General features: G+C 73.7%; 22 protein-coding genes. 12 read left to right on the top strand and 10 right to left on the bottom strand.

Annotation, left to right across the window (positions count from 1 at the left end; genetic code table 11):
• Positions 1 to 17 precede the first annotated feature (17 nt).
• The 5 genes from WMF26_RS40765 to WMF26_RS40745 form a co-directional block, all read right to left on the bottom strand.
• Positions 18 to 1,763, bottom strand: coding sequence for a class II glutamine amidotransferase (locus WMF26_RS40765; protein ID WP_437997132.1), 1,746 nt, complete (start codon positions 1,761 to 1,763; stop codon positions 18 to 20).
• A gap of 21 nt (positions 1,764 to 1,784) precedes the next feature.
• Positions 1,785 to 2,819 carry an alpha-E domain-containing protein gene (locus tag WMF26_RS40760; protein WP_437333515.1) on the bottom strand — a complete coding sequence of 345 codons (1,035 nt, stop codon included), beginning with the start codon at positions 2,817 to 2,819 and terminating at the stop codon, positions 1,785 to 1,787.
• Positions 2,816 to 4,444 carry a circularly permuted type 2 ATP-grasp protein gene (locus tag WMF26_RS40755; protein WP_437997131.1) on the bottom strand — a complete coding sequence of 543 codons (1,629 nt, stop codon included), beginning with the start codon at positions 4,442 to 4,444 and terminating at the stop codon, positions 2,816 to 2,818. The genes WMF26_RS40760 and WMF26_RS40755 overlap by 4 nt, the downstream gene beginning before the upstream one ends.
• A 55-nt stretch (positions 4,445 to 4,499) precedes the next feature.
• Complete coding sequence (locus WMF26_RS40750) at positions 4,500 to 4,967, bottom strand: response regulator (RefSeq protein WP_020740151.1); 468 nt, start codon at positions 4,965 to 4,967, stop codon at positions 4,500 to 4,502.
• Between the two features lie 466 nt (positions 4,968 to 5,433).
• Entirely contained in the window at positions 5,434 to 7,338 is a 1,905-nt protein-coding gene (locus WMF26_RS40745) for a chloride channel protein (RefSeq protein ID WP_437997130.1), read from the bottom strand.
• Positions 7,339 to 7,559: 221 nt separating this feature from the next.
• Between WMF26_RS40745 and WMF26_RS40740 the strand changes: the two genes are divergently transcribed.
• Entirely contained in the window at positions 7,560 to 7,928 is a 369-nt protein-coding gene (locus WMF26_RS40740; RefSeq protein WP_061629806.1) for a hypothetical protein, read from the top strand.
• 105 nt (positions 7,929 to 8,033) lie between these two features.
• The gene (locus tag WMF26_RS40735) at positions 8,034 to 8,420 is read left to right on the top strand and encodes a hypothetical protein (protein ID WP_437997129.1); all 387 of its coding nucleotides are present in this window, start codon (positions 8,034 to 8,036) and stop codon (positions 8,418 to 8,420) included.
• Positions 8,421 to 8,588: 168 nt separating this feature from the next.
• Here WMF26_RS40735 and WMF26_RS40730 read toward each other — a convergent pair whose 3' ends face one another.
• Entirely contained in the window at positions 8,589 to 9,293 is a 705-nt protein-coding gene (locus WMF26_RS40730; protein WP_437997128.1) for a hypothetical protein, read from the bottom strand.
• 538 nt (positions 9,294 to 9,831) lie between these two features.
• Between WMF26_RS40730 and glgC the strand changes: the two genes are divergently transcribed.
• From glgC to WMF26_RS40685, 9 genes are all read left to right on the top strand, one after another.
• Positions 9,832 to 11,100 carry a glucose-1-phosphate adenylyltransferase gene (glgC, locus tag WMF26_RS40725; RefSeq protein ID WP_061621780.1) on the top strand — a complete coding sequence of 423 codons (1,269 nt, stop codon included), beginning with the start codon at positions 9,832 to 9,834 and terminating at the stop codon, positions 11,098 to 11,100.
• A gap of 235 nt (positions 11,101 to 11,335) precedes the next feature.
• A complete protein-coding gene (locus tag WMF26_RS40720; RefSeq protein WP_437333509.1) occupies positions 11,336 to 12,031 on the top strand; it encodes a metallophosphoesterase in 696 nt (231 codons plus the stop codon).
• 122 nt (positions 12,032 to 12,153) lie between these two features.
• Positions 12,154 to 13,101 carry a 50S ribosomal protein L11 methyltransferase gene (locus WMF26_RS40715; protein ID WP_437997127.1) on the top strand — a complete coding sequence of 316 codons (948 nt, stop codon included), beginning with the start codon at positions 12,154 to 12,156 and terminating at the stop codon, positions 13,099 to 13,101.
• The gene (locus WMF26_RS40710) at positions 13,098 to 13,856 is read left to right on the top strand and encodes an RsmE family RNA methyltransferase (RefSeq protein ID WP_437997126.1); all 759 of its coding nucleotides are present in this window, start codon (positions 13,098 to 13,100) and stop codon (positions 13,854 to 13,856) included. The genes WMF26_RS40715 and WMF26_RS40710 overlap by 4 nt, the downstream gene beginning before the upstream one ends.
• On the top strand, positions 13,856 to 14,851 hold the full coding sequence (locus WMF26_RS40705) for a hypothetical protein (RefSeq protein ID WP_437997125.1): 996 nt from the start codon (positions 13,856 to 13,858) through the stop codon (positions 14,849 to 14,851). Before WMF26_RS40710 ends, WMF26_RS40705 begins: the two co-directional genes overlap by 1 nt.
• A gap of 115 nt (positions 14,852 to 14,966) precedes the next feature.
• On the top strand, positions 14,967 to 15,611 hold the full coding sequence (locus tag WMF26_RS40700; RefSeq protein WP_437997124.1) for an RNA polymerase sigma factor: 645 nt from the start codon (positions 14,967 to 14,969) through the stop codon (positions 15,609 to 15,611).
• Positions 15,604 to 16,917 (top strand): FecR domain-containing protein, encoded by a 1,314-nt coding sequence (locus WMF26_RS40695; protein WP_437997123.1) that lies wholly within the window; start codon positions 15,604 to 15,606, stop codon positions 16,915 to 16,917. The genes WMF26_RS40700 and WMF26_RS40695 overlap by 8 nt, the downstream gene beginning before the upstream one ends.
• A complete protein-coding gene (locus tag WMF26_RS40690; RefSeq protein WP_437997122.1) occupies positions 16,914 to 18,131 on the top strand; it encodes a hypothetical protein in 1,218 nt (405 codons plus the stop codon). The genes WMF26_RS40695 and WMF26_RS40690 overlap by 4 nt, the downstream gene beginning before the upstream one ends.
• Before the next feature lie 108 nt (positions 18,132 to 18,239).
• Positions 18,240 to 18,716: a hypothetical protein gene (locus WMF26_RS40685; protein WP_437997121.1), complete on the top strand. Its 477-nt coding sequence runs from the start codon at positions 18,240 to 18,242 to the stop codon at positions 18,714 to 18,716.
• A gap of 247 nt (positions 18,717 to 18,963) precedes the next feature.
• On the opposite strand, the gene WMF26_RS40680 is transcribed toward WMF26_RS40685, so the two are convergent.
• The 4 genes from WMF26_RS40680 to WMF26_RS40665 all read right to left on the bottom strand — a co-directional run bounded on the left by WMF26_RS40680 (position 18,964) and on the right by WMF26_RS40665 (position 24,003).
• Positions 18,964 to 19,890 (bottom strand): hypothetical protein, encoded by a 927-nt coding sequence (locus WMF26_RS40680; RefSeq protein ID WP_437997120.1) that lies wholly within the window; start codon positions 19,888 to 19,890, stop codon positions 18,964 to 18,966.
• Between the two features lie 113 nt (positions 19,891 to 20,003).
• A complete protein-coding gene (locus WMF26_RS40675; RefSeq protein WP_437997119.1) occupies positions 20,004 to 20,432 on the bottom strand; it encodes a hypothetical protein in 429 nt (142 codons plus the stop codon).
• Between the two features lie 101 nt (positions 20,433 to 20,533).
• A complete protein-coding gene (locus WMF26_RS40670) occupies positions 20,534 to 21,391 on the bottom strand; it encodes a hypothetical protein (protein WP_437997118.1) in 858 nt (285 codons plus the stop codon).
• Positions 21,388 to 24,003: a TonB-dependent receptor domain-containing protein gene (locus WMF26_RS40665; protein WP_437997117.1), complete on the bottom strand. Its 2,616-nt coding sequence runs from the start codon at positions 24,001 to 24,003 to the stop codon at positions 21,388 to 21,390. Before WMF26_RS40665 ends, WMF26_RS40670 begins: the two co-directional genes overlap by 4 nt.
• 289 nt (positions 24,004 to 24,292) lie before the next feature.
• On the opposite strand from WMF26_RS40665, the gene WMF26_RS40660 reads away from it, so the two are divergent.
• Positions 24,293 to 24,709: a hypothetical protein gene (locus tag WMF26_RS40660; protein WP_129579198.1), complete on the top strand. Its 417-nt coding sequence runs from the start codon at positions 24,293 to 24,295 to the stop codon at positions 24,707 to 24,709.
• The last annotated feature ends 34 nt before the right edge of the window (positions 24,710 to 24,743 follow it).

Below are 24,743 nucleotides of genomic sequence, written 5' to 3'. Positions count from 1 at the left end.
CTGAGCCGCGCTCTCCCTCAATCGATCGGCTCGACCCGCACGTCGACCTCGAGGCGCTCCGCACCACCCCCGACGAAGATGGTGCCCGAGGTCGGCGTCGCGTCCATGTAGTTGCGCCCGACGGCGACGCGGATGTGCTCGGTCTGGGTCAGGATCCCGTTCGTCGGGTCGAAGCCCTTCCAGCCGATCTCCGGCAGGTACACCTGCACCCAGGCGTGCGACGCCTCGCTCTGCCGGTGGTTCTCGTGCTTCGGCCCCGTGTAGATGTACCCGCACACGTAGCGCGACGGAACGCCGAGCAGCCGCGTCAGGCAGATGAACAGGTTCGTGAAATCCTGGCACACGCCGCGGCGGTTCGCGTACACGTCGAACGCCGTCGTGAACACGTTCGTCGCCCCCTGCTTGTACTCGTACTCCTGGAAGATCGACGCGTTCAGGTCGAGCAGCGTGTCGAGCAGGTCGTAGTCGTTCCGCTCGACGAACGTCATCGCGTACTCGATGAGCTCCGCGAGCTCGCTCTCCGCCAGCTCCGGCGGCAGGAGGAACGGCTGCAGGATCTGCCGCTGCCACGGCATCCACACGAGCGGGATCGTCGAGCGGGCGCGCAGCGGGCGGAAGCTCAGCGGATCGGTGTCGAGCAGCTCCACCCGCGACTTCGACTCGATGATGAGCTCCTTGAACGGCGTGTCGAGCAGCACCCGCCGCGCGCGGTTGCCGAAGACGTCGTCGTAATCGCGCTGCTGGCCCTCGACCGACAGGTTGATCTCGTTGTGGAGCAGCGCCTGCAGCCGGTCGTGCGCCGGCGTCAGCCGGAGGAGGTGCGTGCTGCGCTCGACCGCGGTCGCGTACTGGTACGCCGTGCGGTGCACCACCTGGAAGCGGCGGATCGGCGCGTGCGTCGGGCGGCGGACCGGGCGCGACGAGAGCGGCGGCGCCGACGGCGACGGCCGGCGGCCATCGGTGCGCGGGGTCGCCCTGGCCCGCAGCGCGCCCTGCCGCAGCACCACGAGGTGGCCCGGAGGGACGCGCGTCCAGGTCGCGGGCTGCGCCCCCGCGTGGACCTTGAGCTCCTCCGACGAGACGATGACGCCCTTGCGGCTCTTGACCCCCCGGCGGCTGAGATCGACCTCGAGGTCCTCGTCGCCGAACGCGAGCCGCTCGTACGGCGGCAGCACCTCCCACAGGAACGCGTCCCCCTCGCGATCGCGATCCGCGTAGACGACGAGGTCGCGGCCGTCGGCCAGCACCGACGTGAGCGGGCCGTGCTCGTTCATCTCGTCGAACCAGTCGCGCAGGACCGCCGGATCGATGTCGCCGAGGCTCCGGAGGCCCTCCGACGCCATCCAGCGGAGCAGCTCGCACAGGATGAGCTCCGTGTCCGTCGACCCCACCGGCTGGAAGAGCGACTTCGGATCGACCTCGATGCGGTCGACGAGGCTGCCGCTGTGCGCGAACAGCCAGTCGCGCCCGCCCCAGCTCCGGCTGAACGGCTGCGTGTTGGCGTCGTTGATGCTGCCCCACGTCGCCGTGCGGATGTGCAGCACGAGCAGCGACGACTCGAGGTGCTCCCACGCCTTCACGAGCTCGCTGCGGATGCTCCCCTGCGGCGGCGCCGGCTCCTTGAGCACCGTGGCGCTCGGCTCGCCGCCCGGGTAGTAGCCGATGCCCCAGCCGTCGGGCAGCTTGCCCCCGGGGCGCAGGCACGTGAGATCGAAGCACGGGGCGAGCTCGCCCTCGAACGACATCGCGAGGAGGTTCGGCATGGATACGTCGGCGGGTCTTGGCTACTGGCTCGTTCCGGAGGGGCTGCTGTCGGGCGGCCCGTAACCGAGCAGCTCGCGACCGATACCGTCGCAGATCGTGGCTGTCTCGTCGACCACATGGGTGAGCGCCGCGTGGACCGCGAGCGGATCGAACGGCTCGCCCGCCCTGTCGGCGACCCACTGGTGCAGGAGGTGCAGCCGCGTGAGGCTCTCGCCCCCGGGCAGCGTCGCGCTCTCCGGCGGCCGGATCTCGCAGAGCCGGGCGAACGCCGCGTGCACGCAGTGCCGGATCGAGCGCGGGAAGCGGGGCTCGAAGAGGAGGAACTGTGCGACCGCCTGCGGGTTCACCTGACCCTGGTGCAGCTTCATGAACGGCTCGAACCCGGAGCAGGCGCGGAGGAGCGAGAGCCAGAGCGCCGTCTCCACCACCCGGTGACGCCGGGGCGCGCCGCCCTGCCCCGCGCCGCTTCTGGCGGACGTCGGCTGCTCCACGGCGGTCAGGGCGTGGTGGTGGACGTCGAGCGTGCGCGCGGTCTGCCCGACGCGCTCGATCAGCACGCCGAGCCAGATGAAGTCGAGCGGCGTGTCGTGGAGCATCGTGCTCTGGGTGAGCCCGAGGCAGAGCTGGGTGAGCTGCCGCACGCGCCGGTAGAAGGCGTAGCGGCTCGACCTGAACTCCTCCAGCGCCTGGTCGCTGTTCATCCAGAGGTGGAGCTCGTTGACGGTCTCCCACGCCTCGAGGCTGACGACCTCGCGGATCGACCGCGCGTTGTAGCGCGCCGCGGAGCTCGAGATGCGGAGGCTCGTCGGGTTGTCCTCGTCGAGGCTCATGTAGCGCTGCACGAGCTCGCCGTCGGCCGCGGCGTCCTCGCCGTGCACCTCGGCGAAGTGCGCCTTCTGCCCGGCCACGATGATGACCGGCAGCCAGCACTGCTGCGGCGAGAGCTCGGCGTCGAGCGCGAGGTTCTGCGTGACGGCGAGGATCCGGGCCACGCTCTCGGTCCGCTCGAGGTAGCGGCCGAACCAGAAACAGTGATCGGCGACGCGGGAGATCACGGGGCCTCCGTGGGGTCGGACGGGGGCGGCGCGCCGGAAGCGCCGTTGCTCGCGGCCTCGGGCGCGGGGCCCGCGGCGCCGACCGACGGGGGCCGCTCCGCGCCGTCCCCCGGGCCCTTCAGGACCCAGGTGTCCTTCGAGCCCCCGCCCTGGCTGGAGTTGACGACGTACGAGCCGGCCACGAGGGCGACGCGCGTGAGCCCGCCGGGCAGCACCCACGGGCCGTCGCGGCCCGTCAGCACGTACGGGCGGAGGTCGAGCCGGCGCGGGACCGCGACCCTGGCGGCCGGGTCCCAGGTGGGGCTCGTCGACAGCTCGACCCGGTGCTGCGCGATGTAGCGGCGCGGCGTCGCCTCGATGCGCGCGCGGAACTCATCGCGCTGCGCGGCGGTCGACTGCGGGCCCATGAGCATGCCGTAGCCGCCGGCCTCGTCGACCGCCTTGACGACCAGCTCGTGGAGGTGCTCGAGCACGTAGCGGCGATCGTCGTCGCGCATGCACAGGTAGGTGGGGACCTGCTCGAGGATCGGCTCCTCGCCGAGGTAGTAGCGGATCATCTCGGGCACGAAGGGGTACACGGCCTTGTCGTCGGCCACGCCGTTGCCGGGCGCGTTCGCGAGCGCGACGTTGCCGGCGGCGTAGGCGCGCATCAGGCCGCGCACGCCGAGCAGGCTGTCGGGGCGGAAGGCCTCGGGGTCGAGGAACGCCTCGTCGATGCGGCGGTAGATGACGTGGACGCGGCGCGGGCCGCGCGTCGTCCGGACGAAGACCTGGTCCTGATCGACGAAGAGGTCGGGCGCCTGGACGAGCTCGAGCCCCATGGTGCGCGCGAGGAAGCTGTGCTCGAAATACGCCGAGTTGTACGGCCCCGGCGTGAGCACGACCGCGCTCGTGCCGCTCGGGCTCACGGGCGACACCGAGCGCAGCGTCTCGGCGAGCCGGGCCGGGTAATGGTCGACCCGCTGGACGCGCCCCTTGTCGAGCAGGTGCGGCAGCACGCGCTTGCTGATGAGCCGGTTCTCCAGGACGTAGGACACGCCGGACGGGGTGCGGAGGTTGTCCTCGAGGACGCGGAAGGTCCCGGCCGGATCGCGGATGATGTCGACGCCCGCGATGTGGATGCGCACCCCGCCCGGGGGCCGCAGGCCGTGGACCTGCTTCAGGTACTGCCCCGAGCCGAGCACGAGGTCCCGGGGGACGCGCTCGTCCTTCAGGATGCGCTGGTCCCCGTAGACGTCGTCGAGGAACAGGCCGAGCGCGCGGACCCGCTGCTCGAGGCCGCGCTCCATGTGGGCCCAGTCGGCCGCGGAGAGCATCCGGGGGATGAGGCAGAGCGGGAAGATCTTCTCCGCGCCGCGCTGGTCCGCGTAGACCGAGAAGGTGACGCCCTGGTTGAGCAGGGCGAGCTCCGCGAGCTGCTGCGCGCGCGCGAACTCGCTCGGCGCGAACGCGCCGAGGAGCGTGGCAGTGCGCAGGAACTCGGGTCGTGGGGCGCCGTCTCGGCCAAACAGCTCGTCGTAGGCGCCGGGGAGGGGAGCGTAGCCGGCGAAGAGGCCGGCACCCGGGGTCTCTAACAACACTGAGGTGAAGCTACCGCTTGACGGCCCTCGAGGTCCATGGGCCATTTGCGGTTTCGATTGTTTCGATTGGATGAAGCGCGCGCTTCGTGAGCGGCGGAGGCTACTCGGCGCCGAGGATTTGGCGCTCCCGGCAGTGCGTGAGCTCGTCGACCGCGGCCAGGAAGGCGTCGTAGTCGATCGGCTTGGGGAGCACGCGAGCGACACCGAGGCTCGTCGCGTCATGTTTTGAAGACGCGGATGAAACAATGACTGGTATACGCGCCGTCTTCTCGTTGTGCCGGAGCGCCGTGAGCAGGCCCCAGCCGTCCATCACCGGCATCATGATGTCGACGACGAGCAGGTCCGGCGGCGCGATCTGGTCGAGCAGCGCCAGCGCCTCCTCCCCGTTCGAGGCGCAGCGCACCTCGTAGCCGCCCTCGCTCTCCAGGATCATGCTCACGACCTCCTGGATGCTGGGCTCATCGTCGACGACAACCACGAGCTTGGCGCGGCTGTTCGGCGCGCTCGAGCGTGTTCGTACCTCTGCGTTGCGCCGCACCGTCCGACCTCCGAGCGTATCGACCAGCATGCCCACTCTCCCCTGCGCGCTCTCCGGATCGAATTCCAGGGATGAACCAGAGTATCCCCCACGCCCCTGGTTCCGTCGCTGCGTGGAATCCAAGATTGAAAGCTCAGGAGACTCCCGAAACGGGCGGCGGCCCTGCGCGTGGGCATTGCGCCCGAGACCGCGATCGCCGGCGCGGCGCGACCAGGACATCCGCCCGCCCGCGCGCGCGTGAAGCCCGGGCGTTCGCGGCGAGGCCCGCGGGCGCCGAAAACTTGCCTTTTCCCGGGGGAGCGCGCCCCGGCCGACGCGTTCGGCCGGCATTCGCGACGCGCGCGGAGGACGCCCGTGACGCGCGCGGAGGACGCCCGTGACGCGCGCGGATGACGCCCATGACGCGCGGATGATGCCCGTGACGCGCGCGGCCGACGCCCATGACGCGCGCGGAGGACGCCCACGACGCGCGCCGGGCCGTCGACGCGCGCGGCTCCTACTGCGCCGTACCTTCGAGCTGCGCCGTGGCGTCGTGGTAAGCGCGCGTGACGTCGGACTCGTCCAGGATGCCGACGATCTTGCCGTCGCCGTCGGTGACCAGGAGCTCGCGCACGCGGAGCTCCAGCAGCACCTGGAGCGCGCGGTGCAGGTCCGCGGTCTCGCTGACCGAGGCGGGGCTCGCCATCATGTCGTGCGCGATCGCGAGCCCCGACAGCTCGGGGCTCATCGCGGTGGCGCGGAGGATCTCGGCGTCGATGGTCCCGATGACCTTGCCCTCCTCGGAGAGCACCGGGAAGGTGTCCTGCCACTCGCACGCCGCGATGCGCTCGACGACGACCGACGCGGGCGTCCGCGCCTCGAACGACACGAACGGGCGGCTGCGGATGACGATGTCGGCGACGCGGATGCTGCGGAGCACGTCGACGATGAGCTCGTCGCGGTGCGCCGGGGATTCGCGCTTCGTCGCGACCTGCGCGCGGTACAGGGTGCTGTGCCGCAGGGCCACGAAGGCGATGCCCTCGCACAGCATGAGCGGCACGAGCAGGTCGTAGCTGCCGGCGAGCTCGCAGACCATGACGAGCGAGGCGATCGGCACGTGCGCGATGCCGCCGTAGAACGTGCCCATCCCGACGAGCGCGAACGCGCCGGGGTCGATGCGCGGGTCGCCGAGGAGGAGCTCCGCCGCGCGCCCGAACGCCCCGCCGGTGAGCGCGCCGAGCACGAGCGAAGGGCCGAAGTCGCCGGCGCTGCCGCCCGAGCCCACGGTGAGCGAGGTCGCGACGATCTTCGTCGCGAGCAGCACGAGCAGCAGCTGCACCCCCGTCCACCCGCTGGGCATCCACGAGGCCCCGGTGATCGCGACCTGGGCCGCCCCGTACCCCGCTCCCAGCAGGCCGAACCCTTGCCCCGGCCGGTCGAAGCGCGGCCCGAGGAGCATCAGCAGCGGGGTCACGAGCGCGCCGAGCGCGAGGCCGCCGAGCGCGGGCTTCGCCCAGATCGGCAGCCGGATCTGGTGCATCGTGTGCTCCACGGTGTGCAGCGTCCGGAGGAACACCGTGGCCACGAGCGAGACCACGAGCGCGAGCGCGGCGTAGAGCGGCAGGTGGGCCGGGATGAACGGGTAGCGGGGCGCGTGCGCGAAGAGGGTCGACTCTCCGAAGAAGTAGATGAAGACCGAGTACGAGACGACGCTGGCGAGGATGGACGGCACGAGCGCGTCGGCCTCGAAGTCGTCGCGGTGCAGCACCTCGACGGCGAGGAGCGCGGCCCCGAGCGGGGTCCGGAACACGGCCGACATGCCCGCGGCCGCGCCCGCGATGAGCAGGATCCGCCGCTCGCGCGCGCCCACCCGGAGGGCGCGCCCGATGATCGAGCCGATCGCGCCGCCGATCTGCATGGTCGGCCCCTCGCGCCCGCCGGAGCCGCCCGAGCCGAGCGTGAAGATCGAGGCGATCGCCTTCACCATCGGGACGCGGCGGCGCATGTTGCCGCCCAGCCGGTGGAACGCGTTGATGAACGCGTCGCTGCCGCCGCCGCGGGTCTCGGGCGCGAGCTTGGCCGTGAGCAGCCCGCCGACGAGGGCGCCGAGGGCCGGCACGAGGCAGACGAGCCACGGCCGGAACGGCCCGGTGTGCACGCCGGTGAGCACCGCCTCGCCCTTCGCGCGGAGCGGCCTGTAGCCGGTGGGCGCGACGAGGAGCTCGTGCTCGGCGAGCTCGAGGGCGGCGAAGAACAGCGAGCCGGCGATGCCGGCCGCCACGCCGACGAGGATCGCGTGGAGCAGCACCCGACCGACGAGCTGGAACGCGATGAGCCCCTGCGCCCTGGGGATCGGCGTGCGCACCGCCGCCCCGATGCGGCTCGGGCGTGAAGCGTGGTGGTCCTCGGGGGATGACATCATGATCTCGGGGGCCAGCGCCCCCCCGCCGCTGGGCCTGGCAGGGGCGGTAGCTTCCCTGATCTGGCCGCGGGTTGCCGCCTGAAATCGCCGCCGGGAGCGACTTCTCCGGCGTGGGCGCCCTGCCGTCGGCTTCCGATCGGCGCTCCACCGCTCCATAGCGTGGAAGGAAGGCCGTGCGGGCGCGGTCTGCGGACCGTTCCGGGCGCGGACGAGGTGGAGTCATGACGACCGATCGGATCACCGTCGAGTACGGCACCCTCATCACCGGAGACGAGAGCGTCGCGATGGGCGACGCGGCGGTCCAGACGACGGACGAGAGCGTCCGCACGACGGCCGAGACGGTGGTCACGCCCGTGGTGGCGCTGGACCTGGCGGCCGAGATCCTGACGGGCGCGCTGGGACCGCTGATCGACGCGGACTACGTGCAGGGCAAGACGCAGTTCCGCGACGTGCTCTGCGACCGGATCGACATCTCGCAGCTCGAGGCGGAGGAGCTGGTCGACGACATGGAGCGGTCCGGGCGGATCCGCTTCATCGGCGCGGAGGAGGGCCGGGGGTGGCACGTGCAGCAAGGCGTCGGCGCGCGCTGAGCGTCGAGGCGCCGCGCGCCGTCGACCACGCGCCGCGCGCCGTGGTGCCCGATGAAACAATTCCCTTGCCGGCATAGTCAAGACATGGCCTACGTTGAGGCGCCTATGGAGGACGGTACGAAGCCGCGCAAGGCCGTGGTCCCGAGCGCTCCGCCCATTCCGCTCGTGATCGTGGCCGGCTGTCCTGCCGAGTTCGTCGCGGTGTGCCGGGAGGTGGGGGCGCGGCTCGGGGTCGCGGTGCGCGAGTGCGATCTGCGCTCGCTCCGGCCGACGATCGCGGCCTCGCAGCCCTATGCGGTCATCGTGACGGAGGATCTGTACCGGTTCGAGCCGGCGTCGTTCGATGCGGTCATCCGCCAGGCGCCGGCCTCGCTGGTGCGCATCGATTCCCGGGAGGCGCACGACGATTCGATGCGGCGGCTCCTCGTCGGCGCCATCTTCGAGTCCGCGGCGACCGAGCCGGGCAGCGGGATCCGGTCGATCCTCACCTGAGGCGTGCCGCGGCGCCGGCCGGTCGCTCCGGGTTCGACGAGGGAGAGAGACGCCGAAACGGAGAGGGCGCCAATCGAGGAGAGACAGAGAAGAGCGCTCTTCTCTCTATCCCCTCGTGGCGCCCTTGCCGGTCCAGAGGCCCTCGCGCCGCCGCGGCGCGGCCGTCCGTCAGGGCCTGCGCTTCATGCCGGGGAGGGTGGCCTTCTCGGTCGGCGGCTCGAGGTACTCGATCTGCTCGGCCGACATGATGCCGTACTTCGGGTTGGCCGCGGCGCCGCCGGTCGACTTCGTGAACGTCACGCCGTAGGTGCCGGTGACCTTCACCTTCGCGCCGACGGCCGGGATCGGGTTCGGCAGATCCTGGCCCCAGAACTCGTCGGTGAGCTTCGCCTCGTTCTCCTTGCCGCGCGGCGCCCGGTCGATCGCCTCGATCAGGCTGTAGATCTGCGCGAAGTTCGAGGCCCAGCCCATCACCTCGATCACGTCCTTCGTCTCGCCCTTCTCGTCGGCGATCGCGAAGCTCGGGACCGGGGCCTTACAGTCCGCCGGGTCGGCCTTGCCCGTCTTGTGGACGGCGCAGGGCGGGGCCTCCGCGAGGTTCGTCTTGACGATGTAGCCGACGATCGAGAGCTTCTTGCCGTTCACGTCCTCGAAGTGGACGCGGCTCCGGAGGTCGTGCGTGACGCCCCACACCGTGTAGGCGTCGCCCTGCTTCTTGTTCTTCGCGGGGAGCGTCGGCACCGCGGGCAGGCTCGGCTTCTGGCCGCTGAACGCGGGCTTGGCTTGGTAGGGCTGCTCGTCCGTTCCGCACCCTGAAGTGCCCGCGACGAGGAGGATAGCGGCGGCGAGGGTTCGACCGAATCGGGCGTTCATGGCATCTCCAAGGTCAACGTGACGGGGGCATCCGGCAGGAAAGATCCAGCGCTGGAGTAGCCTCCGGACGGCGGTGCGCCGCGTGCGGATCAGGCGCCTCTCGCGTGCGCGCGCGGCGGCGGAAACGGCTAACACGGCCGCGAGCGGATCGTAAAGAGAAACGGAAACGTCCCCCTCTCTTCATCGGGCGGCGACGCGGCGGCGCGTCGCCGCGGAGGTCGACGCTCCCCCGCCGGAGCGGCCGCTCGCGAGCCGGAGCGGGAGCGCGCGGGGCCTTCGAGGCGCGCGGGCTGCCCGCGGAGGCGCGCGGGCTGCCCGCGGAGGCGCGCGGGCTGCCCGCGGAGGCGCGCGGGCTGCCCGCGGCGCGCGCGGGCTGCCCGCGCGGGGGGAACCCGCTGGCTCGCTCGTTACGCACGTCGGGGCGCTCGTTACGCGGGGCTTCGCGGCGTTCTCCTGGCCCCCGGGCGTCCGTGAAACCGCGGAGGGCGCGTTTCCGCTCTTCGCGCTGGCAACATCGATCGAGTACCCTCTCCGTCCCATGCGCGAGACGACCCTGCGCGCCGCTTTCGAAGCGTCGAAGGTTTTGGTGATGATCCTCGCTGGCGGCGAAGGCCGCCGGCTCGGCCCCCTGACGCACGACCGGGCGAAGCCGGCCGTGCCGTTCGGCGGCCGCTACCGGATCATCGACATCGTCCTCTCGAACTTCGTCAACTCCGGCCTGCACCGAATCAAGATCCTCACGCAGTACAAGAGCGCGTCGCTAGACGAGCACATCGCCCGAGCTTGGCGCCTGTCGCCGATGCTCGACAGCTTCATCGAGACCGTCCCGGCGCAGCAGCGCACGGGCAAGAGCTGGTTCAAGGGATCGGCCGACGCCGTCTACCAGACCCAGCACGTCATCACCGACGAGTCGCCCGAGCACCTCTGCATCTTCGGCGGCGACCACGTCTACAAGATGGACGTGCGCCAGATGCTGCACGATCACCTCGCGCGCGGCGCCGACGTGACCGTGGCCGCCATCCCGGTGTCCAAGGAAGAGGCCCGCGCCTTCGGCGTCATCGAGTGCGACGAGGCGGGGCGGATCATCGCCTTCCACGAGAAGGTGCAGGATCCGCCGAGCATGCCCGGCAGGCCGGGCATGTGCCTCGCGTCGATGGGCAACTACATCTTCAAGACCCCGGCGCTGCTCGACGTCCTCGAGCAGGACGCCGCGACCGAGGACAGCGCGCACGACTTCGGCCGCGACATCATCCCGCGGATGGTGAAGAGCGGCAGCCGCGTCTATGTCTACGATTTCCACGAGAACCGCGTGCCTGGCGAGGACGAGGGCGCGGGGTACTGGCGCGACATCGGGACGATCGACGCCTACTGGGCGGCCCAGATGGATCTCGTGAGCATCCAGCCGGCGTTCAACTTCTACAACCCGCGCTGGCCGATCCGGACGGGCATCAGCCACGACCCGCCCGCCAAGTTCGTCTTCCGCGACGAGGCGAACGCGCGCGTCGGCATCGCGACGGACAGCCTCGTCTCGCTCGGGTGCATCATCTCCGGCGGCCGGATCCACCGGAGCGTGCTCTCGAACCGGGTCCGCGTGAACTCCTTCAGCCACATCGAGGAGTGCGTGCTGTTCGAGGACGTCAAGATCGGGCGCCACGTGAAGCTGCGCCGCTGCATCATCGACAAGGACGTCGAGATCCCCGCCGGCGCCGAGATCGGCTTCAACCTCGAGGAGGACCGCAAGAAGTGGTTCGTCAGCGAGGGCGGGATCGTCGTCATCCCGAAGCGCGCGAAGATCGACTCCCCGTAACGCTCCTGACCGGCCCGCCGCGCCCGCGGCGGGCGCCGGCCAGAGGCCTGCCCGCCCGCTCGGCCGCGGCGGCGGAGGCCGGCGATACCGTCGTAACTTCCTGAAATTCAAGGAAAAATGCCGATCGTGACCCCCGGCGGCGGCGGGCGCTGCCGCGGGGCGGGGGCCGCCGAGCTCGGGGGGCCGGGGCCTGGAGGCCCCCTGAGCCGGGCGTCCCTGCTACGTTGGGTGTGCGATGCCGCGCACGATCATCATCGGTGACGTCCACGGCTGCCGGGATGAGCTGGCGCGGCTGATCGAGCACGTCGGCTTCGCGTCGGGCGATCGGGTGGTCATGGTCGGCGATCTGATCGTGCGCGGCCCGGATCCGTGCGGAACGCTCGATCTGCTCCGGGAGCTCGGCGCGATCTCGGTGCGGGGCAACCACGAGGATCGGCTGCTCCGCTGGCGCGCCGGGCGCAGCGATCCGCGCGGCGAGCCGCTGGGGGAGCTCTCGAAGGAGACCGCGCAGCAGCTGCGCAAGCGCGACTGGGCGTGGCTCGAGACGCTGCCGTACTGGCTGGATCTGCCGGAGCACGGGCTGCGCGTCGTCCACGCGGGGCTGATCCCCGGGCTGCCGATCGAGCGGCAGGATCCGCACACGTTGATGTACGTGCGCTGCCTCGGCCGCTACGGCGAGCCGGTCGAGCGCCGCGGGGGCAAGACGCTGTGGGGCCAGACCTACCAGGGCCCGCCGCACGTGGTGTTCGGCCACAACGCGCGCAGCGAGCCGCAGATGCACGCGTGGGCCACCGGGATCGACACGGGCGCCGTCTACGGGGGGCGCCTCACCGCGATGGTGCTCCACGACGGCGAGCGCGTGCCGCCGCCCGCGTTGCGCGGCGAGGTGCTCGTCTCGGTCCCGGCGCGCCGCCGCTACGTAGGCCGCTAAAAATGCTCCGCGTCCTCCAGGGCTTCCGCGCGATCGGCGGCCCCGGCGCGCCGGATTTTCGTTAGGCTCCCGGCGCGCCGCCGCCGCTCTTCAGGCGGGCGGCCCGTCACGGAGCAAGCCAGGTGGAGCCTCGATACCCGTTCGTTGCAGTCGATGTCCCCGAGCCGGAGGCCGACGAGATCGCCGCCGCGCTCTTCGAGCTGGGCGCCTCGGGCGTGGAGCAGCGCGACGAGCAGACGCTCGTGCGCGGCGCGCGCTCGGGCCAGGTGACGCTCGTCGCGAGCTTCGAGGATCACGGCGAGGCGGAGGCGGCGATCGCGGCGCTCGGGGAGCTCTCGCCGCCGCTCGCCGCGCGGCTGGAGGAGGTGGTGGGCGACGCCTGGCGCGACGCGTGGAAGGAGCACTTCGCGCCGTTCGCGCTGACGCCCACGATCACGGTGGTGCCGCCGTGGGCGGAGCGCGCGCCGGAGCGCGAGGGCGAGCGGGTGCTGCTGCTCGAGCCGGGGAGGGCGTTCGGCACGGGCCTTCACGCGACGACCGCGCTCGTGGCGGAGCTGCTCGACGAGCACGCGGCCGAGCTCCGCGGCCGGGAGATCCTCGACGTGGGCACGGGCAGCGGGATCCTCGCGCTCGTCGCGCTGCTGCTCGGGGCGGAGCGGGCGGTCGCGATCGACAACGACGACGACGTGATCGAGGTGGTCCTCGAGAACGCGGCGCGCAACGGCCTCGAGGGACGCGTCGAGGCGAGCGCCGGCGTGGTCGAGCAGGTGACGCGGCAGTTCCCGTGGGTGGTCGCGAACATCGAGGCGCGGGTGCTCCGGCCGTTGGCGCCCGAGCTCGCGCGCGTGCTCGCGCCGGGCGGCTGGCTGATCCTGTCGGGCATCCTCGAGAGCGAGCGGGACGATCTCGTGGCGCGGTACACGTCGCTGCCGCTCGCGCACGTCGCGACCCGGCCGGATCCCGCGTCGGGGCGGGGCGAGCGCGCGTCGGGGCGGGGCGACGCGGGCGGCGAGGGCTGGGTGGCGCTCCTGTTCCGCGCGCCGGGCGGCGCGGCGCCCGCGGCGGGATGAGCGGCCAGGGGCTGCTCCGGGTGCCGCTCGGGTCGATCGCGGCGGGCGTGATCGCGCTGCCGCCGGAGGCGGCGAGCTACGTCGTGCGGGTGCACCGCCTGCGCGAGGGGGATCGGTTCGTCGTGTTCGATCCGGAGCTCGGGGTCGAGGCGGACGCCACGCTCGAGTCGATCGGCCGGAAGAGCGCGGAGGCGCGCATCGACGCGCCCCGGCCGGCGGCGCTGCGGCCGGGCCGGCGGGTGACGTGGATCCAGGCGGTCGGCAAGGGCGACAAGATGGACGCGGTGGTGCGCGACGCGACCGAGCTCGGGGCGACGCGGATCATCCCGGCGATCTCGGCGCGCAGCGTGGCGCGCCCGGGCGAGGACAAGAGCCAAAGGTGGCGCCGGATCGCGGTCGAGGCGGCGCGCCAGTGCGGCCGCGGGGACGCGCCGCGCGTCGACGCGCCGATGAGCCTCGCGGCGGCGCTCGCGGCGGCGGGGGCGGCGCGGCCCGGCGAGGGCGGCGCGCTGGGGATGGTGCTCGATCCCTACGCGGAGACGCCGCTCGGCGCGCGGCTCGGCGCGCTCTCGCCGGGGGTGGAGGCGGCGTTCGCGGTCGGCCCGGAGGGCGGGTTCACGCCGGAGGAGCTCGGCGTGTGCGCGGCGCTCGGGTTCGAGCGCGTGCGCCTCGGCGCGCTGACGCTGCGCACCGAGACGGTGTGCGCGGCGGCGCTCGGGGCGCTGATCGCGGTGAGCGACGCGCGCGGGGGGTGATGGGCCGGCGCTCCGCGAGCGGCGCGCTGGCCGGCGTCGGCCTGCGCGTCATCGGGACATGTCCTGGCGCCGCCGCGCGGTGGATCGCGCGGCTCGCCATCGCGCTCGCGGTCGTCCCCAGCGCGTGCAACGGCGCGGCGGACGCGCCGAGGAGCGGGCGCGCGCTGCCGCCGGACGGCGCCGCGCTCGCCCCCGCGGAGCGAGGCCCGGCGCCGCCGCCGAGCGTGACGGCCGCGGCGCCGGCGATCCCGACGGCCGCGGCGCCGGCGAGCGCGCCGCCCGAGCAGGCGCCGTGGCCCCGAGCGCGACCGCCGCGGGTCGAGACGGACTGGTGCATCGACGGCGTCGACGCGCTCGACGAGGAGACCTGCTACGTGCTGCCCGACGCGCCGACGCGCGCGGTGCTCATCTACCTCCACGGGATCGTCCCGCCGGGGAAGGAGAGCCAGCAGAAGACCAACTTCGAGACGGTCGTGTCGCGCGCCGCCCGGCGCGCGGGCGTCGCGGCCTTGATGCCGCGCGGCAAGGTCGGCCTCGCGCCGAAGGGGTACGCGCGCTGGTGGGGCTGGCCGACGGGCGGGCCGGCGTACGAGAAGCACGCCGCCGCGTTCGTGGCGACGTTCGCGGAGAAGCGGCGCAAGCTCGAGGAGGTCGCCGGCGTCGCGTTCTCGCGGGTGTACGTCGCCGGCTCGTCGTCGGGCGCGTTCTTCGCCGCGGCGCTCGCGCTGCGCGGCGGCATCGACGCCGACGGCTTCGGCGCGATGTCCGGCGGCGGCGGCCAGGCGACGGCCGAGCTCGCGACGCTCGCGCCAAGGCCGTTCTACATCGGCTTCGGCGCTCACGATTCGGTGGGCCGCTCGGCCCGCGCCCTCGCCGACGTCCTGCGCGGCGCGGGCTGGCCCGTGCGGGTCGCCGAGCACCCGGTCGGACACGGCGCCAAGGAGGTCTACCTGGACGAGGCGTTCGCCTTCTGGCGCGAGCACGACGCGCGGTAGGCGCCGGAGCGGGAGGGAGATGGTTCGCGCCACCCGCGCGGCAGCGGCGGGCGATCGCCCCTCGTCTCTTTTGTGAGCCACCCGGGCCGCCCTGCGACCACCTATTTCAGCTCCCGTGCTCCTGTCCAGGCCAGCCCTCGCCCCCCGGCTCACGCTCGTCCGCGCGAGCCCCCTGGCCGACCTGGATGACGCCGGCCTCGCCCGCGCGGCCGCCGAGGGGCAGCCGGGCGCCGCCGGCGCCGTGTGGGACCGCTACGGGGCGCTGGTGCACGGCCTGCTCCGCCGCGTGCTCGGCCCGGGCGGGGACGTCGAGGACCACGCCCAGGAGACGTTCCTGCAGTTCTTCCGCGAGGTGAAGAACCTGCGCGATCCCGCGGCCTTGCGCCCGTTCCTCCTCGGCATCGCCGTGCGCGTGGCGCGATCGGCGCTGCGGCGCCGGCGGTTCCGGCGCTGGCTCTCGCTCACCGACAGCGGCGTGCTGCCCGACGAGCCCGCCGCGGGCGTCGACGAGGGCGCGCGCGAGGCGGTCGCGCGGCTCTACGCGATGCTCGACACGCTGGACGACCGGGCGCGGCTGCTCTTCGTGCTGCGCCACATCGAGGGGCTGGAGCTCGCCGAGACCGCGCAGGCGAGCGGGATGTCGCTGGCCACGGCCAAGCGCCACCTGGCCAAGGTGACCGCGCGCGTCCACGCGATGGCCGAGCGAGATCCGCTCCTCGCCGCCTACGTCGCGCCCGCGGAGGAGGCGAGCGATGGCTGAGCCGAAGCCCGAGGTTCCGCCGGAGGTCGCCTTGCAGCGGCTCACGGCGCTGGCGCGGGAGGCAGGGGCGGTCGCGCGGACGGACGCCGCGCTCGCGCGCGGGCGCGCGCGGCTCATCGAGGAGGTCGAGCGGCCCGTGCTGCCGCTCGCGCCGCGGCGGAGCTGGCTCATCCCCGCCGCGCTCGCGCCGCTGCTCGCGATCCTCGGGCTCGTCTGGCTCCGCCCGGCGGCGCGCCTCAGCTACCGGATCGACGACGCCGCGCCCGCGGACAGCTATGTGCTGGCGGAGGCGAGCGGGGCGACGGCGCGCTTCAGCGAGGGGACGACGATCCGCTTCGCCCCGGGGGCGCGCGGGCGCATCGCCGCCGTGACGGAGCGCGGCGCGCAGATCCACCTCGAGAGCGGCGCCGCGCACTTCCAGGTCGTGCACCTGCCGGAGGCCGAGTGGGTCGCGGAGGCAGGGCCGTTCACCGTCACCGTGACGGGCACGGAGTTCGAGCTGCGCTGGCAGCACGAGCGGCTCGAGCTGACGATGGAGAGCGGCTCGGTCGCGGTCCGCGGTCCGCTCGTGTGGGGCGGCGTCACGCTCCACGGCGGCCAGCGTCTGGTCGCCGACACCGGTCGCCGCGAGCTCACGATCGTAGGCCCGAGGGCCGACATCGATGCGTCTGCGCCCGAGGACGGCGCTCCGGCCGACGCTCCAGCCGAGCCCGACGCAGCGGCCAGGGTCGATGCGCCCGCCGTGGCCGAGGCGCCGGAGCCCGCTGCGCCGGCGAGGGTCGATGCGCCGGCGAGGGTCGATGCGCCGGCGAGGGGCGATGCGCCAGCGGCGGCCGCGACGGTCCCGCAGAGCTACCGCGAGCGCGTGGCCCGGGGCGATTTCGCCGGGGCCATCGCGGACGCGGAGGCCCGGGGCATCGACGCGACCATCGACGCGAGCCCGCTGCCCGAGATCGCCGCGCTGGCCGACGCCGCGCGCTACACGGGGCGGAACGACCTGGCCCGGCGCGCGCTGCTCGCCGAGCGCTCGCGCTTCGCCGGCTCGCCCGAGGCGCGCTCGGCCGCGTTCCTCCTCGGCCGCATGGTCGAGGCGAGCTCGCCCGCGGAGGCGATCTCCTGGTATGAGCGGTACCTGTCCGAGTCGCCCGGTGGACCGCTCGCGGCCGAGGCGCTCGGGCGGAAGATGCTCGTGACGCGCACCTCTCGTGGCAAAGACGCGGCCCGGCCGGTCGCCGAGGAATACCTCGCGCGGCACCCGCACGGGGCGTTCGCGGGCGCCGCGGCGGAGATCCTCGGCCCTCCATGAGGGCGTGGGGGCTCGCGTTCGCCCTGTGCGCGGCGCTCCTCATGCCCTGCGAGGCGAGCGCCGAGGAGGGCTTCCATCTGGTCGTGGTGCGCCCGCCGCGCGCCGGAAAGGTCGTCGAGGAGGCCACCGTCCGCCTGACCGGTGAGCTGCGGGCGGTGGGCTTCTCGGTCCGCTCCGCCGAGGGCACGTCGGGCACCGACGGGCGCGCGCAGGTCGAGGCGGCGGCGGGGACGCTCGCGGCCATCGCGATCCTCGAGTCCGACCGCGGCGCGGCGGCCGACATCTGGGTCGCCGACCACGTGATGAAGAAGACCGTCGTTCGGCGCGTGGAGCTCGGCGACCCGGAAGTGACCAACGCCGTGAGCGATCTCGCCGTGCGTTCGGCCGAGCTGCTTCGCGCGAGCCTGGTCGAGGTGATCGGCGCGCGCAGGCGGGAGCTGCCGCCCGAGATCGCGCGGTGGATCGCGCAGGCGTCGCCGCCGGCCGAGCGAGCGATCGCCGAGCCGGCGAAGGAGGCCGCCGGGCCGGCGAAGGGGGCCGAGACCGCCGGGATGGCGAAGGAGACCGCCGGGGCGGCGCAGGCGGATGCCCGGACGGCGCGGGAGGCCGCCGGGTCGGCGAACGAGCCGGCCGGGGGCGGCCCTGCCTTGCCCGAGCGGCGCGCTCCTCACGAGGCCAACGCGGCGCCCCGCGGGGCCGAGCGACGCCGGGACAGCCTCGAAGCAGGCTCCGCGCACCTCATCGGCGAGCTCGGGGGCGTCTCCTCGGTGTATCTCCGGGTCGAGCATGCCTTGGCGGCGCGCCTCTCGCTGCGAGCGACCTTCGTCCCAGGGATCCTCGAACATCGCCTCGACGCGCCGGAGGGCAGCGTGACGCTGCGGCAGACGCTGGCGACGTTGGGGCTCGCCTACGCCTTCGACGCGGAACCGGCGCGGCTCTATCCCGTGATCGCGCTCGGGGTGGGGGCTTATCACGCCTCGATCGATGGCCAGGCGAGCCTCCCGGCGGAGGGGAGGCACGAGGACTTCGTCACGGCGGGGGTCGCCCTGGGAGGCGGCCTCGGGGTCCGCATCACGCCCGAGCTCACCGCGCTGGCGCAGCTCGACGTCGTCCTGCTCGCGACGGAGCCGGTCCTGGCGGTCGCGGGCACGGAGGTGGGGCGCACCGGCCGCCCCGCGCTGCTCTCCTGCGTCGGGCTCAAGCTGAGTTATTGAGGCGTCGAGTCTCCTTTTACGAGACTCGATTTTCGTGAGCCACGGCGGCGGCGTCACTTCCACTTACCGATGGACGCCTCAAGCAACCTCCACGAGGGGGATCGGACCATGCGCAACTCTGCCTTTGAATTCCTCATGCGGCTCGCCGCGGCCGCGCTGTTCATCACGTCCGCGTGCGACGTCAAGGTGATCGATGTCGTCAATGTCACCGGCGGTGCGGGGACAGGGCCCTGCGTCGACAGCAGCTCATCGAGCGACGGTTCATGTTCACCCGGCGCAAGCGGCGCCGTTGGATCCAGCGTGGTGAGCGTCGGCGTCGGCGTCGGCGGGTTCGGCGGCGTCGGCGGCGGCGGGGTGGGCGGGTACGGCGGCGTCGGCGTCGGCGGGGTGGGCGGGTACGGCGGCGTCGGCGGGTTCAACGGCGACGGCGGCTGGGCGGGCGGGCTCGACGGCGGCGGCGGCGTCGGTGGGTTCGGCGGGTTCGACGGCGTCGTCGGCGGCGGCGGCGTCGGCGGCGTCGGCGGCGTCGGCGGCTGGTCGCCCGTGCCGAACTGCGACAGCGATGTTTACTGCTTGAGCGAATAGAACGGCTGCCGTGGAGGCCTCCCTGCGACGGCCGCTTTCTTGGCTTCGCGTGCGACCTCAACGCCGAGGACGTGCTCGTGTGCGAATGCACCGTGGATCGCACGGTCGGTACCAGCGAGGAACCGGGCCAGCTCTGCAGGATCGGCCTCGGGCGCTGCGCATGGACGTTCCTTCGATGACCCGCTGACACGAGGCTCAGGCGCGCCGCGCCGGTCGTGACCGGCGCGGCCGGGGCACCGTCAGCCGATCACGGGAGCAGCGCGCGCCTCGGGCACTCGCCATCACCCTGGAAGTCGCCGAGCGTGCGCGCTTGCGCGACCACGTAATCGTACGCGGTCTCGATCTCCCCGAGGGCGCCGGCGAGGTTGTACTCCTGGCCGAAGACGTCGGCGACCTTCACCTTCTTGAGCTCCTCGATCGTCGTCTCGCCGTCGCCGTCGACGTCGCAGTCGGCGATGTACTGCGCGTAGCGCTTCGTGAGCTCCACGCCCGCGGTGATGTTGTCGAAGAACCAGTGATCGCCGTGGATGGTCGGCTTCACCGCGATCGTCCCGCCCGTCGGAACGCTGAACCCGGGCAGCTCGTCCTCGGTCGCGCAGTCGTCGAACGACGTGCCGGCCGAGAGACCCCAGCTGAAGCGCACCTCCTTCGCGGGGACGCACTCCCCGGAAGGCGGGCACGACTCGCCGTCCTCCTTCTCGATGGAGCCCTCGAAGAACACCGAGTAGCCGCTCTCGACCATGAAAGCGACGTCGGCCTCGGTGGTCGGCGCGAGCGTCTTCGCGCCCTCCCGCGCGTTCGGGAGGTCGAACCCGAAGCGGTCCCAGCGCACGGCGCTCACGCCCTCGAACTCCGCGATCACGTACCGCGTGGCCGGAGCGTTCTTGAGGTCGAGCACGAACACCGAGGGATCGCTCAGCGTCTCCTGCGCGTCCGAGCGCGCCGCGCGCACGTTGCCGACGGTCACGAGGAATCGATCGTAGGTGACCTTCCAGCCGTCCGCGATGTTCTCCTCCCCCGTGCCGGGCTCGAGGCCCTCGGGGATGGTGTCCTCCGGCTCCACGAAGATCTGTACGGTGCCGGTCCCGGACCCCGCGCCGTCGTCGCCGCAACCCGCGATCAGCGTGAGCGCGGCCGCCGCGGCCACGATGCTTGCCTGTCCCGTTCTCTGCATGATCAAAGCTCCTCGAATCGTTGGAAATCCGGACGAGCGCGCACGAGCGCGCCCGGCGAGCGCAATCCCGCGCTCTCGCGCGCCGCGCTCGCATCACCCTGTCGCCTCGCCGATCAGGCCGCGGGCGGAGAGCTCTTCGGCGCCAGGATCAGCAGGGGGATCGGGCGGACCTCCGGCGAGGGCCGGAGCGCGTCGAGGCAGAGCACCTCGAGCAGGGTGGCCTCCGCCACCCGGTGAACCGGCGCGCCGAGCTGGCCGCGCAGCGCGAACGCGTCGCAGTGATCGTCGTCGAGGTGGCGCAGCGCGCCTTGCTCGGCGGCCTCATCGCCGGGGCCGGGCGCCGGCCCTTCTGCGTGCTGCGGCGCTGCGGCCTCGGCGCGCGGCGCGGCGCGAGCGGCGCCGGAAGCGCGGGCGGCGCCCACGGCGTGGCCGGTGTGGACCAGCGCGCCCACGTGGACCAGCTCGCCGTGCTCGCAGCGGGCGTGCCGGACGAAGAGCGCGTGCGTCAGGCTGCAGAGCTGCGCGAGGAGCGCGAGCAGCACCAGGCCGCGCGCGCTGGAGCCCGCGCGAGGGCGCGGCCGCCGTGGGAGCGGCCGCCGCGGCCGCGGCGCGCGCGCCCTCGCGCCGGCGCCGCGGCGACCCCTCACGGCGACCTCGACCAGACGAGCTCGGGCGGGCTCTGCGCCGTCATGGCGATCACCAGCGCGTTGTGCGCGCGCGATCCCGGCGCGATCACCGCCCGGAGCGTTCCGCCGTCGCCAGCGCCCTCGCCGCCAGCGCCCTCGCCGCCGGCGCCCTCGCCGCCGGCGCCCTCGCCGCCGGCGCCCTCGCCGCCAGCGCCCTCGCCGCCGGCGCCGTTACCGGCAGCCTCCTCGGCCAGCGCGTCGAAGTCGACCCGCGCGACCCACGCGCCCACGTCGAAGCGGACCGCGAGGCGCACCGGCTCGGCGCCGACCGTCGCCGCGGCCGCGACGCTCGGGACCGCGCGCTGCCCCTGGAACTGCGGCACCGCGTCGACGTCGGCCACGAACTCGAGCACGTCAGCGCCCCGCGTCGCGCGCCCGCGCAGGTGCGCCGAGTGGCCGCCGGGCGCCTCGGGCGACCGCACCGGCGCGGCCTCGGTCAGGAACCAATGGATCCCGTAGTCGAACGACGCGCTCCGGATCTCCCCCTCGAAGCCGCGGACCCGACCGAGCCGCTGCGGCCCGGGATCGAGCAGGTCGACGCGCACGATCGAGAGCAGCTCGGCGATGGCGGTGCCGCAGAGCGTCGCCGAGCCCGACTCGGCCGCGCAGAACTGCACCGGTCCGAAGGCGACCGACGCCTCGTCGAGCACCACCGTCCAGGCGCCCGCGGCGATCTCGCCAGGCGGCGCGGGCTCGGCGACCGCGAGGTACGAGACCTCCGGCTGGCCGGTGCCCGCGCAGCCGAGCGCCGGCGCCGCGGAGAGCGCGAGGGCGAGCATGCAGCGGGCGGCCAGGCGGTCGTTGCGGGCGTTCATAGCGAGAGCGTCACGTTGCCGAGGAGGGTGAGCGGCGGCCCCGCGCTGATGTGGCGCGCCGGCAGCGCCGACGGCAACGGCGTGGTCTGCCAGTTCGACACGAACGAGTACTCCGTGTCCGCGTGCTCGGCGTCGAGGAGGTTCTGCGCCTCCAGGCCGACCTCGATCCAGGGGCCCTCCTGCGCCGGGTCGCCGCCCGCGCGCAGGCTACGGCGGAGCGAGAGCGACGCGTCCATCACGAGGAGCGGCGCGGCGGCCTGCGCGTACGGCAGCGGCCGCGGCGAGAGGTACGTCGCGCCGTAGCCGAGCCGCCCCACGATCGGCCGGCCGGCGATCGTGACGAGCGGCCGCTTCACCGAGAGGTCGGCGCGCACCACCACGGGCGGCACGAACGGCAGCTGCTGCCCCTCGACGTACGGCGGCGTCGGGTTCTCGGGCGTCGGCGGCGGCGGCGCGTCCAGCGTGGCGTGGGCGAAGGTCGCGCTCACGCCCGCGGTCAGCGCCGGGCTCGGCGCCGCCTGCAGGTAGACGACGAGCCCGCGGCGGGTCGTCGGGCCGATGCGCGCGAGGCCGCCCTCCGCCGCGTCGAACGCGAGATCGTAGGAGAGGCGCGTCTCGTAGGCGGCCGCGGTCGCGCTCAGGCCGCTGACGGGGCGCAGGGTCGCGCCGACCTCGTAGCTCCTCACGGTCGCGAACGGCGCGTTCTCGCCCTCCTCGAGCTGCCGCGCCTGCGGGGAGCGGTAGCCGTGGCCGTACGCGGCGGAGAGCCGCAGCTCGGGCAGCGGGTCGACCTCCAGCGTGGCCCGCGGGCCGAGCGCGACGCCCGCCGCCGTGCGCCGGAACCCCTCGATGTGCGTCTCCTTCTGGAACGCCGGGATGAAGTTGCCGAGGCGGTCGTCCACGTCGAAGACGAGCACGTCCGCGCGCGCGCCGCCGCGCAGGCGCGCCCACCGCGACAGCTCGAGCAGCGCGTCGGCGTGGACGCCGATCCCGGTCAGCCGGATCGACGCGTCGACGCGCCGGTCCCACGTCTCGTTCTGCGGCGGCTGGAGGAGGTTCTGCGCCTGGTCGATGCCGTCGGTCTGCGCCTCGGCCCCGACGGCGATCTGGCCGGTGAGCCACGAGGCGAGCGGGATCCGCGGCGTGCGGTAGGCGAGGCCCCCGCCGAGCGCGGCGTCCTCGTTCGACTGCTCGATGAGATCGCCGCGGCCGGCCCACGCGGGCCGCACGCGCGAGCGCTGCGTGTAGCCGGTGAAGTTCATCCGGCTCCGGTACCCGGACGTCATCGCCCACAGCCAGGCGCTCTTCTGCGAGCCGTCGTCGTCCGACCGCTCGGCGAGGAGCCCGACCTGGAGCCGCGTCGACGCGGCCGACTGCGAGCGAGCCGACGGGTCGCGGTAGGTGTCGTAGAAGCCGACGCGCCCCGCCGCGATGTCGTCCCGCCGGAGCACGCCCGCGAGGTTCGCGCGGCTGCCGTGGGCCGCCACGTGGAGCAGCAGCGAGAACTCGTCCGGCAGGACCATCCGGTACTGGCCCACGGCGGCGCCCGAGAGCGCCCCGCGCGTGCCGTCGCCGAAGCCGTCCGTGGCGCGCACCGCCGCGGCCCCGAACGTGTCCTCCGACTGCGCCTCCGGCGCCCAGATCGCGAGCAGCCGCCGCGCGCCGAACGAGCCGAGCGTGCCCTTGAGCAGGAGCCCGCGCTCCTCGACGCCGAGGTCGAAGTACGCGCTGCCCGCGACCGCGAAGTCGCCCTGCTGCGGGTCGTAGACGCCCTCGACGACGCGCAGCGACCGCACCACCTCCGGGATGACCACGTTGAGGTCCGCGTACCCCTGCCCGTGGACGTGCGAGCGCTGGTTCAGCGGGATCGGCCCGACCCGGAGCTCGATGTCCTGGCCGTGATCGGCGTCGAAGCCGCGGAGGAAGATGCGCTGCGCGACCGCCTCGCCCTCGGGGTGCGCGACGTGGACGCCGGGCGCCGTGCGGAGCAGGTCGGCGGCGCTCGCGTGCGGCGCGGCGGTGAGCGCCGCGCGGCCGATCCGGAAGTCGCTCGTCGCGCGCCGCGGCGGGTTCGGGCGGCCCTGCACGTGGATCTCGATCGGCTTGCCGGGCTCGGCCACGGCGTGCGGGCCCGCGACGCCCCCGGCGAACTCCACCGGCTTCGGCGCCGGCGGCGCGGGCGGCGGGGGCGCCGCCGGAGCGTCGGGCGTCGCGGGCGCCGGCTCGGGCGGCGCCTCGTGGGGGCCGGGCGCGAAGTGGAACGGCACCCGGATCCGCGCCCGCACCGGCGCGCCGCCGCGCATGGCCGGCGAGAAGCGCCACCGCCGCACGGCGCTCATGGCCGCCTCGTCGAAGCCGGCGCCGCCGGACTCGGCCACGGCCGCGTCGCTGACGGTGCCGTCCTTCTCGACCGTGACGAACAGCGTGACCGTCGTGTCGACGCCCTCGGCGAGCCGCTCGGGCGGGTACACCGGGTCCACGTGCTCGAGGATCTGCGGCGCCACGGCCGCGTCGGGCGGCGGCTCGGGCTGCGCGAGCGCCGCCGGCGCGGCCAGCGCGGCGAGCGCGTGGGTCGACAGGCAGCAGGCGAAGAGCCAGCGGGGCGCGCGCATGGGCACTTGAGCCCCAGGCGACTACCACGGCGCACAGCGGCGCCGCAAGCGACGCCCCGCTGCGCCCGGCGCTTCGGAGCGGGCGCGAGCGACGGCGACGGATGCGCACGGAAGAGGCCGCGACACGACGGCGACACGACGGCGGCGAAACGGCGGACGAATCGCGCATGGGCGCGCGTGTGCGAGCGACGGCGACGTACGCGCGACGGACGCGCGCCGGACGCGCGCGGCGCGCCGGCGGTGCAGCGGCGGCCTCCCCGCGGGGCGCCGGCCCGTGTATCGTCTCGTCATGGCGAATGAGGCGCTCGTTCAGGCGGTCAAGTCCATCGTCACCCACGCGCGTGGGGGCAATCTCGACGCTGCCTACCGGGGTTACCGCGATCTCTTCCAGAAGCCGGAGTTTCTCAAGCACCGACCCGAGGACCAGCGGCAGGTCCTGCGGCTCATGATCCTCGCCAAGGGCGTCCCGTCGACGCCGACCGAGGCGATGATCGAGGCCCACCGCGCCGCGGTGCCCGCGTTGACCGAGCTCGTCTCGATCCACGGCGATCCCGGCGATCACGAGCTCCTCGGGCTCTGCCACGTGGTGCTCGGCAACCTCGAGAGCGCCGACAAGATCTTCCGCGCCGGCCTCGCGATCGAGCGCGAGCGCAACCCGCAGAGCGATCTTTGCGGCACGCTGATGAAGCGGATCTCGCTGCTCTAGCCCCTGGCGGCGTCCGTCCTGTTAGGATGCCCCC

Source organism: Sorangium sp. So ce185 (genome assembly GCF_051526825.1).
In the GTDB taxonomy this organism is placed as follows: domain Bacteria; phylum Myxococcota_A; class Polyangia; order Polyangiales; family Polyangiaceae; genus Sorangium; species Sorangium cellulosum_D.
Note: the sequence above shows the minus strand (reverse complement) of the source record. Positions and strands in the feature narration are given on the sequence as shown.